Genomic DNA, 12,266 nt, shown 5'->3' with positions numbered 1-12,266 from the left:
CTCTGGATGCGCTTTCGTTACCCTTTGACTGCTCCGGCCGTCATGCCTTTCATGACTTGTTCCTGAAATACCAGATATAGAATGATGGTCGGGATTACGGACAAGGTCATGGCAGCAAGAGTCAGGCCGTAATCGGTCTGATATCCGTCGGCAAAATTGGCGATCGCGAGCGGTAACGTTTTCAAATCTGTTTTGTTAATGAACACGAGTGCGAACGAAAAGTCATTCCACGCGTGCAGAAAACTCAGAATAGTGACCGTTGACAAGGCAGGTACGGACATGGGAAGCATAATCCGGGTGAACAGCCCCCATAGACCTGTTCCATCCATAAAAGCAGCCTCTTCAATATCACGTGGAATACTGGTTAAATAAGCTGTCAGCACAAATATCGCGGTTGGCAATGCAAATGCGGTATACGGCAATATCAGTGCCCAATACGTATTGAGCAGAGACATCTGTTTCATCAAAATAAATAACGGGACCAGTGTACTGTGAATGGGAATCAGCATGCCTACAACGAAGAAAGTCATGATTAGCCCTTTCCAGCGAAACTGGAAACGTGCAAGTATAAATGAGGCCAGCGCTGCAATAAACAGCGTTAGGATAAGCGAACCTAGAGATACAACCAGGGAATTGCCAAAAGCGGTTCCCAGCTTGGAGCTTTCCCAGGCATTGCTGAAATTTTCCACGTTCCATTTTCCCGGCAGCCCGAAGGGCCTGCTATAGAACTCTTCATTCGTTTTGAATGCACTGATCACAAGCCAGTAGAACGGATACAATGTTAAAATACCATAGACCGTCAACAGCGTCCAAACAATTCCACTACCGAATCGGCGAACCGGATAGCCTGACGTATTCCCTGGTGTTGGCATCGATAAAGGTGTAACACTCATTACATTCCCCCCTCTCTCCTAATTCTCTTTTTTCTTACGACTTGTCGCCCACTGGCTTGTTCCGATAAGCAGCAGGGAAATTAGCACGATGGTGGTCGAGATAGCGCTCCCGAAGCCATAGCGATACGTTGTAAAGGTTGAATTATACATATACGTTGCCAGCAGCTCTGTTGCATGTGCCGGGCCGCCTTTGGTCATGATGTACACCAGATCGAATGATTTCAGGCTGCCCGAGATACATAGAATAATCGCCACCTGAACCGTTCCCCAGATCATGGGCAAAGAAATGGAAACCAGCTTGCGGATTCCGGAAGCACCGTCAATCTTGGCAGCGTCATGTATTTCTCCCGGAATATTTTGCAGCGCCGAGATAAAAATAATCAGGTACAAACCGACAAAACTCCAGAGCAGTGGTGGCACCAGGGAGAAAATCGCAATTTTGTCATCCGAAAGCCACTGCAGTTTCCAGCTTTCCAGACCCAATGCATCCAGCAGGAAGTTCAGTATCCCGATTTGCGGATGATAGATATATTGCCAGATCATACCGATAACTACGGTGGATAATACCATCGGCAGAAATACGGCTGAACGCAGAAAACGCTGTAACGGATTGCTTTTGTGCAAAATGACCGCGAGCATCAACGCTAAAGGAATTTGCCCAAATACCGAGGCCAAAACAAAAATGACGTTATTTTTCAGTGCCCGCCAAAATACGGGATCATGCCATATTTCTACATAGTTGTTCAATCCGATATATTTCGATTCTCCGATACCGGACCAGTTGAAGAAGCCATAATACGCTGACCACACAACTGGCACAAATACAAACAACGCATAAATAATGACTGCCGGAGCAAGCCCCAGCATAATAAAACGTCGACTGCGCAGTGCGTTCATTCCGCTCACTTCCCTTCATAATGCCATTCCAACCTGTGTACTCTACCCTTGTAAATGAAAACCCCTCCCCTGCCGGGAAGGGGCACGAACAAATCAATTCTCATCAATCATGGTCATTGGTCCACTCACTATCATGATTCAATCCATGACCTATCTACCGATTATTCATTACCAACCGCGTTCGCCTGTGCAGCCTGAATTTTTGCCGCAATGTCTTCGGCTTTTCCGCCCATGAGCAGCTCCTGCAATCCGTTATTAATGACTTCAACCGTTGCCGATCCCAGCTTGGAATCGTAAACCGGATTGATTTTCACTTCCTGCATCAAATCGTACAATTCAACGAACAATGGATGTGCCTTGGATTTGTCCAGATCGATCTTGTAACTGACCAACGTACTGCTGTCCAGTGTTGCCTTCTGACCATCAGGTCCTGCCAAGGCGTAGAACAACTCCATGGCTGCATCCTTTTGGGTGCCTTCCAGCTTTTTGCTCACACCCAGCCCCGTGCCTACTACCCCGGATGTTGTTCTCGGCTCACCCTGACCTCCATCCACTGGGGGAAGAATTGTAATGTGCGTGTTTTTCAACACATCTTCAGGTGCGTTATTCACCAGGTTCGCCAGTGCCCACCCGCCGTTCATGACCATGGCCGCTTTGCCCTGGAAGTACAGCTGCATCATTTGAGTCTCGTCGATACTGTTGAATCCGTCCTGGAATGCCTTGCTGTTGCCAAGTTCCTGCATTTTGTTCAGTGCTTTAACAAACTGCGGATCGGTGAAGCTCGCGCCATCCTGTGCTGCTGCTTTCAGAAACCAGTCTGTACCCGTAATGCGATCAGCCAGCGTACTGAAGATGGTCGATTGAGCTACCCAATTCGCCTTGTTGCCCAGCGCCATTGGAATGACCTTGTTTTGATTGAACGTAGCAATCGCCTGTTCCAGCTCGGCCCATGTCTCAGGCACTTTCACGTTATACTGTTTGAACAGCGCTTCGTTGTAATAAATAAAGGAGCTTGGTGCCAGATTCATCGGCACAGAGTAGATATTCCCGTCCACGGTATATCCGTCCAGCGCGTTAGGTATAAAATTGTCCTTCCACTCCGGTTTGGCGTCCAACTCGGCATTGATCGGCTGCAGCAGATCCCCTTTCACAAACTCCTTGGTCATCGCATCCGGCCACATGACGAACAGATCCGGCATTTCGTTGGCAGCTGCCACCGTCCGGAGCCTTGTTTTGAGGCCATCTGTCGGTAGACCTTCATCCACCACTTCAATATCCGGGTGCGACCCACGGAAGTCTTCAATGATTTTGCGCATTGCCACCGCTTTGGCATCTTGTCCAGTCCAGTTGTGCCAGATGGTGACAGTTACTTTATCCTTGCTGTCGCTGTCTTCTGAGCTTTCCCCGCCACCGCAACCAGCCAGAACGATGGAAAACAACGCCATTGTCAACATTCCCGAAAGCCATTTTTTCAACATCTCTATAATCCCCCTTGGCGATTTGAATACACTTATTGTAAATGGTGACGCTATCATTTTGTAAGGTGACGATGCACGGATGCAGGGGTGAAAAATAACGGATACCTGGTGGATCATTCAATCTTTGCTTCCATATAAAAAGAGCCCTCACGATGAGAGCTCTTTGTTGAATTTGGACTCATATACCATTCATGCTTATAAATAAAAGAATAGATAAGTTCTGATTTATTTCATACTGTCTTTCACAAGTGCTGCAAAAGCTTCCGAACCTTCCTTGGTCAGATGTACACCATCTTTTTCAAAATATTCGTCATGCCCTTCACTTGCAGTGTGCCAATCAATAAGAGACACATTGCTATAATCGGAAGCTGCTTCGTTCAGTGCTTTATTCACCGTTCGTTCCCATGGGCGAGGAACTCGCACGGTAACCAGATATACATGTTCCTCTTCTTTCAAATAATCCAGCACCGAATTCAGACTCTTGGAATTAAATGAACCGTTCGTCCCAAGTTCCAGCACAACATGGCTGCCCATTTGGTTATTTCTCTTCAGGCCATCCAGTACATCGGCAGCCTCCCACATCTGACGTCCGATATGACCGTCCACATGCACACCCGAAATGGTTTGTTCAAGATAAGGCTTCGCGTCCAGAATAACCGAATCTCCAATGACCGTATAATGAATCTTGCCGTCTTTGGCTGGAGGGGCTGTTTCCCCTTGCACTTTGGACGAATCTGACGTATTCACGGGATCCTCTGGTTGTTGATTATCGTTATCTTCTGGATGTTCCGGATTGTCGGTGCTGCCCTTAGGTTTACCAACAGCGTTGTTCGAGTCGCCAGGAGTTGTCCCTTTTTCCTCACCTGAACTTGGTTCCTCCGGTTTGGGAGCTTTATCCGGCTTCGTCGTTTGCTGTTCTCCTTTGTCTGGTGGATCTCCAGCCTTCGCCGCTGGTTTGTCGTTTTTCTGTGGCGCAGGTTTGTCGGTCCCGGAAGTCCCGGAAGTGCTCACTGTGGCTGGAAGGACGTCCTGTCCCTTTTCCTCCGTTACGGAGTGTTCTCCATTCAGCGTGGCCGACATCGAGACCGAATGGGAATCGGAGTTCGCTGCTGACGTAATCATCATCTGTGACACGGTAAACGACATCAGCAGCATGCTCATCAGCAATCCAGCGCGCTTCCACCATACGTTGCGAATGCCTGTTGCATTGCGCCCTCTGCCCCATAACCGGGACCAGGAATCCCGAAACCCGTTATGGCGAATTGGATTTTCAATATATTTAAGGGACAAGGAGGCCAGTACAACCGTTGCTGCAACCTGCAAAACCATTCGGACAGGATGCGCTCCACCCGTATCTACCGTTGGACTCGTCAGAATAATGACAGGATAATGCCACAAATATAATCCATAGGATCGTTCCCCGATCCAGCGCAATGGCTTAGCGCCAATGAGCCGTGCCAGGAAGGATGAAGGATGAGCCAATACAGCTACGAGCCATGTCGTCGCTATGGCCTGAAGCACCATTCCTCCGCGATACAATGAAGGATCATACTCGCTGGTGTTCAGCATCATATAAATTAACAAAGCCAGCGCAGCTAAGCCTGTTACGTCCAGAACAATTCGATTTATACTGGCAAGAGACGACGATAGCTTACGACTAGGCCATACCACGGCCAGTGCAGCACCGCCAAGTAAAGCAAATGCTCTTGTGTCTGTTCCATAATAAACACGGCTCGGGTCCAGATCCGGATTATACATGATGGCCATTGCACCAGCAGATAATTCAGCTGCTACGACAATAAAGACGACCAGCCATCCCTTTCTTTTGAACAAGACGATTGCCGCGACCAGTAGAAGAGGCCATACGATGTAAAACTGTTCTTCCACAGCGAGCGACCAGAAATGTCCAAAGGGTGATGGAGGGCCGAAACTTTCGAAATAGGACACGTTATGAAAGATATACCACCAATTACTTATGTATAATACTCCCGAGACAATGTCACCACGCAAGGCAGCGAGTCGAGATGGATCTGTGCAGAGCAGCCAAATCATCACCACTGCTGTCATCGTGATCATGCCAGGTAACAAGCGTCTTGCTCTTCGCACCCAGAAATCACCGAGGGATATCCGGCCATGCTCCTGCCATTGTGTCAAAAGAATGTCTGTAATCAAATACCCTGAGAGAACAAAGAAAATCCCTACACCGAGCAAACCGCCCGGAATAAAACCTAAATTCAGATGATACCCTATTACTGCAAGCACAGCGATGGCTCTTAAACCATCCAGTCCGTTCATATGCCGCTTGCTATTCAACGATTGTGACATGCGAGCCCCTCCTTGACCATGTGAGTCGCCATCATCCATGTCTGGGGCGTTCGAGAACTCCTTGTGGTTCTGGTTGTCATTAACATACGTATTGCACCTTCCATCATTCATTTACAACATAAAGAAGACGTATTACTTAACCAAGATGTTTTATGATTACGATCTCTTTATATCTTTGTCGTTATCTCTCGTTTAGCATTATACGCCCGAAAGAATAATCACAAATTACAACAATAGTTACAATCCAGTGAAACGATGTAACCTTTCCTGCCAAGCTTATACAGCTGTAAAATCATACTCTAATTTTGTTGTTAAATACAGCATTTTTCATGGAATGGCTAATATTACCTTGCCTTTTATTTCATATATGAGCAGCCCCCTGTTGGGACTGAAATAGATAAACAGAACAATAGCAAAAGGCTGCCGACTTGCTCAGCAGCCAATAACCATTATAAACCTATCTGTCGCCGGATTGAAAGTTTTGCTCGTAATTGCATCTTGGTGCCTAGGACCCTAGAGGTAAAACGGATGAATCTTCTCTTCTGCACTTCCATCGAGGATTCGATAAGAGGATCGTCCTATGTACATTGGAATTTGCAATTTGTCCAGATTAACCATTCCATTGTCCAGGAAATATTCGGGGTCCTGATACCGTTGTAACACTTCGCCTGCGATCCATTCATGATCTCCATACGTCGTTATATCCATGACCTTGCACTCGTAAGCAAAGTAAGCTTCGGTCAGAATCGGTACATTCAGTTTGATTCCTTCTTCGTATGTAATCCCGAATTTCGAGAATTTATCTGTGTCTCTTCCACTGAATGTTCCGGCAGCTTGTATCCACTCCGAATGATGCCCCGGAAGAAAGTGTACCCCGAAAGCTCCACTCTGCTCAATCAATTCATAAGAGTACGTTTCCTTCCGCAGCGAAATCCCGTAAATTCCGGGAGACGATCCAATATAGGTATGCCAGCCTGAGGCCATGACATTCTGCAATCCCTTATGACGGGATGTCACTACCGCTACCATTCCGGGATACGAATAAAATACAGGTTCATCTATCGGTTTCCGCACTTGATCACCTCTTCTTCGTTATAATCGACCTTACAGCTGTAACAGGCTATTTCCTCATCCATTATTATACAATATAAGTAAAGGATGAAAAAGAATTGCTTTCTTCCTTATACTCCCGCAGACGAAAAGACACATCGTTTTTTATGTACATATCGCAATGGATTGCGCTATGACTAGCGTTCATAGTAACCTTGATTAAACACAACTGAGAAATGGGGAATAGCAGTGATTGAAAAAGCAACGTTTGCCGGGGGATGTTTCTGGTGTATGGTCAGTCCTTTTGAAGAACAGCCCGGCATTCACGGGATTATATCCGGATACATGGGTGGAACTGTAGAAAACCCTACATATGAGCAAGTATTAACCGGAGAAACGGGACATTTGGAAGTCGTGCAAATCTCGTTTGATCCAGCCATTTTCCCGTATGAAAAATTACTTGAGCTGTACTGGCCGCAGATCGATCCAACGGATGCAACCGGTCAGGGTAATGATCGCAAGAGCCAATATCGGGCTGCCATCCTGTATCATACTGAAGAGCAACGCCAATTGGCCCTCAAATCGAGAGAGGAATTGGGCAAAACAGGCCGATTCGATCAACCTGTCGTTACTGCCATTGAGGAAGCCTCCGTATTTTATCCAGCAGAAGAATATCATCAAAATTTCCATCGCAAAGATCCTAAATATTATAAAGAATCCCGGATCTACTCCGGACGTGATGAAATTATCAAGAAATATTGGAGCTAAACTTCTTAAGTAATAAAGCGGCACATGTGGCCGCTTTTTTGTTGATCTTTTTTACAGTACATCAATATGGATGTTCTACTCTTTCTCCAGGATGGAACAAAGAGAGATCAGATTTTTTTCTGTGATGCAATCTACTGTTTGCTAAATGTTTAGGTTAACCCTTCCAGATTTCCTGATTGAAATCGCCCCCTTATTCGAAGGTTGGTTATGAACTGCCTCTCATTCGTCCATACTATGACCTACGAATAAAACGTCATCACGTATGGCAGGGGAGGAAGCACCATGAACCGGAAAAACCCGCAGCATCTCAATCAACCTGCAGCAGAACTACCCGTTCCACTTGAATTCGATCGCAGCTGGCTAACCCAATTGGAGTCCAGACTTGATAAAGGTGGCCCTTGGGGTGATTACAGACTCTTTCAACTTGGCATTCAAGCGGAAGAGACGAATCTGATTCCCAACTTTGATGAAATCCAGTGTCTGAAGCATTTACAGGGACTCACCCCTCTTCCACACCAGATGGACACTGCGCGTAAAGTACTGTTTGAAATGTCAGGCCGTGCCATTCTTGCCGATGAGGTTGGACTTGGCAAAACGATAGAAGCTGGCCTGATTTTGAAAGAATATATGGTTCGTGGACTCGTATCCAAAGTTCTGATTCTCGTGCCTGCATCCCTTGTGCTGCAATGGGTCCGGGAGCTGAATTCCAAATTTGGCATCCCTGCGGTTGCACAGAAAAAGGCCTATTCCTGGCAAAATGAAATCGTGGTTGCCTCTATGGATACAGCGAAGCGTGACCCCCATAAGGATTTGCTGCTGAATACAGATTACGACATGATTATTATCGATGAAGCGCATAAGCTCAAAAATAAAAAAACGACCAACTATCAATTCATGCTGAAATTGCGGAAAAAGTACTGCCTGCTGCTCACGGCTACGCCGGTTCAGAATGACATGAGTGAGCTGTTCAATCTCATTAACCTGCTCAAACCGGGACAGCTTGGCCGTCAGGGTGATTTTGCAGCCAATTTTGTCGTCGACAAACGTATTCCGAAAAATCAGGATCAGCTCAAGGATGAGCTGTCAAAAGTCATGATCCGTAACCGACGCGGAGAAGGACCTGTGCAGTTCACCAAACGGAACGTATCCAATGTGAATTTGCAGCTATCTGCTGAAGAACAGGCCCTTTACGATGGTGTAACCTCTTTTGTGAAAGATCAGTATCAGGAAGCGGGCGGCAACTTGAGCAGCATGCTCTCCCTGGTGACGTTGCAGCGCGAAGTGTGCAGCAGCCGAGATGCCGTGTTTGTAACCCTGGTCAATCTGTCGAAGAAACTTCCACTGGACTCTCCGCTTCGAGACAAGATTTGGGAGCTCGTTGCCCATATTAAAGCGATCAAGGAAAATACCAAAGCGGAAAAAACAATGGAACTCGTTCGTGAAATGAATGAGAAGGTTATTATTTTCACGGAATACCGAGCCACGCAGGAGTACTTGCTCAATTATTTTCGCAACAACGGCCTAACCGCTGTTCCCTACCGTGGCGGCATGAATCGGGGTAAAAAGGACTGGATGATGGACCTCTTCCGCGGCCGCGTACAAGCGATGATTGCCACCGAAGCGGGCGGTGAGGGCATCAACCTGCAATTTTGCCATCACATGATTAACTTCGACCTGCCCTGGAATCCCATGCGTGTCGAGCAGCGGATCGGTCGCGTACACCGACTGGGACAGCAGAATGATGTGAACATCTACAACCTTTCGACAACAGGCACAATCGAGGAGCATATTCTGAACCTGCTTCATGAGAAGATCAATATGTTCGAGATGGTCATTGGTGGATTGGATGTCATTCTGGAGCGGCTGGAGAAGAAGGAATCCATCGAAAAAAGTTTGTACAAAATCATGCTTGAATCACAGAACGAAGAAGATATCCGCCGTAAAATGGATTCGCTTGGACAATCGCTGAATTCCATTCAGCGTGAAGTCGCAGATGAGGCACCAGCCGTATCCGGGCTTGACCTTCGCAAAGGAGGCCTCTGATCATGACCATGTCACCTCATGAAGTGCAGGCGTATGTGCTCACTTACCTGGAAACACTAGATTGTCAGATTATGGAGCGCTCCCCTGCCCATGTTACGGTAAAGCTTTCACCTGAAGCCGACAAGGCGTTAACCAACCGTCCGTATTATTGGGGATTTGTGGAGCGAACCGGAGCACCTGCGGAGACGATGTCCTTTACCTTTGTCTTTGATCCGGATGCCTATCAACAGGCACTGGAAGCTGAGGAAGCAAAAGCTGCACAGTTAGCTCCTCTACTCCCACCAGGTGACGGTCCCGGTAGCCCCGAGGCTCCCAAAGAGACTATTCTAGGTCGGTACTTCGGTATTGTCCCTTCTCTGCCTCAGCTGGGACCCGGACGGATTTTAAAAGAAGATGTTGTATACGGCAGCCGCAGGTTGCAACAAATCTTCAATGCAGCGCGTGAAGGCGGTGCATTTGTCAACCTGTTCGAACAGGCTGCAAAACGGCAATTGCGCGCTACCGCACCAGCAGTATATGAACCATGGCTTGGTGTGTGTTTTAAAGTGGAATTTGCCTGTGATTTAAAAAAGGAGGAACTTCATTTTATCGGCATCTCCCTCAGAACAGGGGAAATTGTCGAGAAGTTCGGCTCGAAGCTGAACAGGCGTGACCTCAGCCCAAGACTGGCTGAGAACATGCATGTACAGACCGCCAAAATATCGCTAGCCGATGCCGGAGCAGCTCTGGAATCCCATTTGACAAACCGCTTGCTCGAACTTGACTATAGCTGGGCTGAGAAAGCCAAAGAAAGGCTTGATCTGGAACTGGCTGTCGTGGATACGTACTATGAAGCAGTCCTTAGAGAGGACACCCCCGAGGTCGCCGTAGATGTGACCTCCGCCTCCAGTACAGACGGGAGTTCAACTATTCAGGCTCAAGAGGGGACGGGGCCTTCGGTCCATATCCAGACTTCTCGCTCCGGCCCTTCTCGTATCCAGAATGTACATTTACAGCCCATGGGATCAACTGGTGTAACGGTAACGGCCGGATCTGATGTCGAACTGGCGGCTGAAGCTGATGCTCAGACAGAACCAGAAACGGACCCGGAACAGGATAAAGCCCGACAAGCGGTGTTGGATCGTGAAGCCATGAAGCTGCAATACGAAACGCGCCGTACTGAGATGATCTGGCAATATGAGCCAAAAGTGAAGGTGACCGCTATTAGCAGCGGAATGTTTCATTTAAGATAGACGACGAAGACACTACTTTTCCCGCAAATGACGGCAAAAGTAGTGTTTATTCATGATGAGCGGCCCGACAGGTTGCAGCAACCTTTGCACAGCTTGTCCTCTAGAATAAAACTAGAACCGATCATGCAACGGGATGTTAAGTCCTTTTTGTCATGAAATGTACCCTAGAAAAGTAGGTGTTTAACATGAAACGACCCTTCCACCCTGTGTGGAACGTATTGCGACGAATTACAGGCATTGCTGTGTGCCTTCTATGTGTAATGACCCTGCTCCCCTTATTGCAAGCCGAAGGTGCTGGAATTCAAAACGCGTCTAGATCGCTTCAACCCTTTACATCTGCCATAAGTACGGCTGAACTTCATTCCGATACATTGGCCCCAGATGCAGTACAACAGTTTGCACGCAAACAAGCCACCGTCCTTGCTACTGAACATGCAGGAAACCGTTGGGATCACGCTCAATTGGAATTTTACCCCCTCGGGCCAGGGACGCGCAGCTGGCTTGTATACGCTAATGTTGAAGGTTCACCCGTAGGTTATATGATTATCTCAGCGAACGACCAGGGGCATTTGCAGCTTAGCGAATATGGTCAGGGAGAACAACGTCCGTACGACATTTCCTTGTTGGATCAAGCCCTGGATAGACAGCAATTGGACTTAAAGGAGTTAATTACGGACGGTGGAGAGCTTCAACTGCGTTATGCTTTTCCCTTGCTGGCCTATTGGAAAGTCGAAAGACCTGATCAGGATGCAATCTACATTGACGCGACCAACGGTGATACCCTGCCAACCGGTGTTCTAAATGTACTGGATACGGACTCACAGCAGTCTACGAAACGATTGAAGTCCATAAGGTCAATATCTGGACAAGCTGTCATTATGACACCCGATGATACGTCTAAAGTCTCCTCATCGTCCGTTGACTCCGTGGATCTGCAACCGCTGTTTGATCCCGCGGACAATCTGTTATGGATCACGTCCAAGGCAGTTTCAATCACCGGAGTGAAAACATTAAATCAGCAATGGAAGGAACATAAAAAGATCGTTTTCTCTGCGGATCAACAAAATGTCCTATATGGCGGGCCTCTGCCCGTCAGTGGTTATCAGATCTGGCTTAACGACCGTGGCACAATTCAAAATCAGTATGTAGCTATTGGCGGTAAGACTTCGGTAAGACGATTTGTACCTCTGCAGACCTTACTGCGGGACGGGAATTTCTATGCCGTGAAACCATGAACGATTCACACAACAAATAAGACGCCTTCCTTGGTTCTTCATAGGAATGCGTCTTTTTCTGTGGGGAGAAGCTAAGCTTCTACCTGCGTTAGTTCTTGATTTACCCTTTACCGGAAGAGCTTCGTTTCTGCATGTACCCCTGCGTTTGCATCGTTTTTTCCTTTTTCCCTACCCACAGAGATACAGCAAAAGGAATCATCCCAAACCACTTCATGGTCCACGGTTCTTTGGCTTTGGTGCGTCCTTTACGTTCATCCTTCGGTGTGTCGATATAATGAACGACTCTTTGCGTGATGTATTTCACCAGCTCATCACTTTTGGCCATAACCTTTGCCTCCTTTAGCT

10 protein-coding genes are annotated in these 12,266 nt (G+C 47.3%); 4 read left to right on the top strand and 6 right to left on the bottom strand.

Annotated elements, in window-relative coordinates; all coding sequences use genetic code 11:
• Positions 1-17: 17 nt before the first annotated feature.
• The 5 genes from P5G61_RS07060 to P5G61_RS07040 all read right to left on the bottom strand — a co-directional run bounded on the left by P5G61_RS07060 (position 18) and on the right by P5G61_RS07040 (position 6,667).
• A complete protein-coding gene (locus P5G61_RS07060) occupies positions 18-872 on the bottom strand; it encodes a carbohydrate ABC transporter permease (protein WP_435874084.1) in 855 nt (284 codons plus the stop codon).
• A 39-nt stretch (positions 873-911) separates the two neighbouring features.
• Positions 912-1,790 (bottom strand): carbohydrate ABC transporter permease, encoded by an 879-nt coding sequence (locus P5G61_RS07055; RefSeq protein WP_301245766.1) that lies wholly within the window; start codon positions 1,788-1,790, stop codon positions 912-914.
• 161 nt (positions 1,791-1,951) lie between these two features.
• On the bottom strand, positions 1,952-3,268 hold the full coding sequence (locus tag P5G61_RS07050) for an extracellular solute-binding protein (protein ID WP_301245764.1): 1,317 nt from the start codon (positions 3,266-3,268) through the stop codon (positions 1,952-1,954).
• A gap of 225 nt (positions 3,269-3,493) precedes the next feature.
• Entirely contained in the window at positions 3,494-5,593 is a 2,100-nt protein-coding gene (locus P5G61_RS07045; RefSeq protein ID WP_301245762.1) for an acyltransferase family protein, read from the bottom strand.
• 513 nt (positions 5,594-6,106) lie between these two features.
• Positions 6,107-6,667: a flavin reductase family protein gene (locus P5G61_RS07040; RefSeq protein WP_301245760.1), complete on the bottom strand. Its 561-nt coding sequence runs from the start codon at positions 6,665-6,667 to the stop codon at positions 6,107-6,109.
• 228 nt (positions 6,668-6,895) lie between these two features.
• On the opposite strand from P5G61_RS07040, the gene msrA reads away from it, so the two are divergent.
• The 4 genes from msrA (at position 6,896) to P5G61_RS07020 (ending at position 11,921) form a co-directional block, all read left to right on the top strand.
• A complete protein-coding gene (gene msrA / locus P5G61_RS07035) occupies positions 6,896-7,411 on the top strand; it encodes a peptide-methionine (S)-S-oxide reductase MsrA (RefSeq protein WP_301246001.1) in 516 nt (171 codons plus the stop codon).
• Positions 7,412-7,693: 282 nt separating this feature from the next.
• Positions 7,694-9,454: a DEAD/DEAH box helicase gene (locus P5G61_RS07030; RefSeq protein ID WP_301245758.1), complete on the top strand. Its 1,761-nt coding sequence runs from the start codon at positions 7,694-7,696 to the stop codon at positions 9,452-9,454.
• Positions 9,455-9,456: 2 nt separating this feature from the next.
• Positions 9,457-10,686 (top strand): YqhG family protein, encoded by a 1,230-nt coding sequence (locus P5G61_RS07025; RefSeq protein WP_301245756.1) that lies wholly within the window; start codon positions 9,457-9,459, stop codon positions 10,684-10,686.
• A 185-nt stretch (positions 10,687-10,871) separates the two neighbouring features.
• Positions 10,872-11,921, top strand: a complete 1,050-nt coding sequence (locus tag P5G61_RS07020) for a hypothetical protein (RefSeq protein ID WP_301245754.1) — start codon at positions 10,872-10,874, stop codon at positions 11,919-11,921.
• Between the two features lie 100 nt (positions 11,922-12,021).
• Here P5G61_RS07020 and P5G61_RS07015 read toward each other — a convergent pair whose 3' ends face one another.
• A complete protein-coding gene (locus P5G61_RS07015) occupies positions 12,022-12,246 on the bottom strand; it encodes a YqzE family protein (protein WP_301245752.1) in 225 nt (74 codons plus the stop codon).
• Positions 12,247-12,266 lie beyond the last annotated feature (20 nt).

The organism is Paenibacillus vandeheii (genome assembly GCF_030433635.1).
In the GTDB taxonomy this organism is placed as follows: Bacteria; Bacillota; Bacilli; order Paenibacillales; family Paenibacillaceae; genus Paenibacillus; species Paenibacillus vandeheii.
This window is presented reverse-complemented; position numbering and strand designations above follow the sequence as displayed.

What these genes read in the sequence shown, in the direction of transcription:
- P5G61_RS07045 (WP_301245762.1), bottom strand. Translation starts at nt 5,593, where the DNA reads ATGTCACAATCGTTGAATAGCAAGCGGCATATGAACGGACTGGATGGT.
- P5G61_RS07030 (WP_301245758.1), top strand. Translation starts at nt 7,694, where the DNA reads ATGAACCGGAAAAACCCGCAGCATCTCAATCAACCTGCAGCAGAACTA.
- P5G61_RS07060 (WP_435874084.1), bottom strand. Translation starts at nt 872, where the DNA reads ATGCCAACACCAGGGAATACGTCAGGCTATCCGGTTCGCCGATTCGGT.
- P5G61_RS07025 (WP_301245756.1), top strand. Translation starts at nt 9,457, where the DNA reads ATGACCATGTCACCTCATGAAGTGCAGGCGTATGTGCTCACTTACCTG.
- P5G61_RS07055 (WP_301245766.1), bottom strand. Translation starts at nt 1,790, where the DNA reads ATGAACGCACTGCGCAGTCGACGTTTTATTATGCTGGGGCTTGCTCCG.
- P5G61_RS07015 (WP_301245752.1), bottom strand. Translation starts at nt 12,246, where the DNA reads ATGGCCAAAAGTGATGAGCTGGTGAAATACATCACGCAAAGAGTCGTT.
- P5G61_RS07050 (WP_301245764.1), bottom strand. Translation starts at nt 3,268, where the DNA reads ATGTTGAAAAAATGGCTTTCGGGAATGTTGACAATGGCGTTGTTTTCC.
- P5G61_RS07020 (WP_301245754.1), top strand. Translation starts at nt 10,872, where the DNA reads ATGAAACGACCCTTCCACCCTGTGTGGAACGTATTGCGACGAATTACA.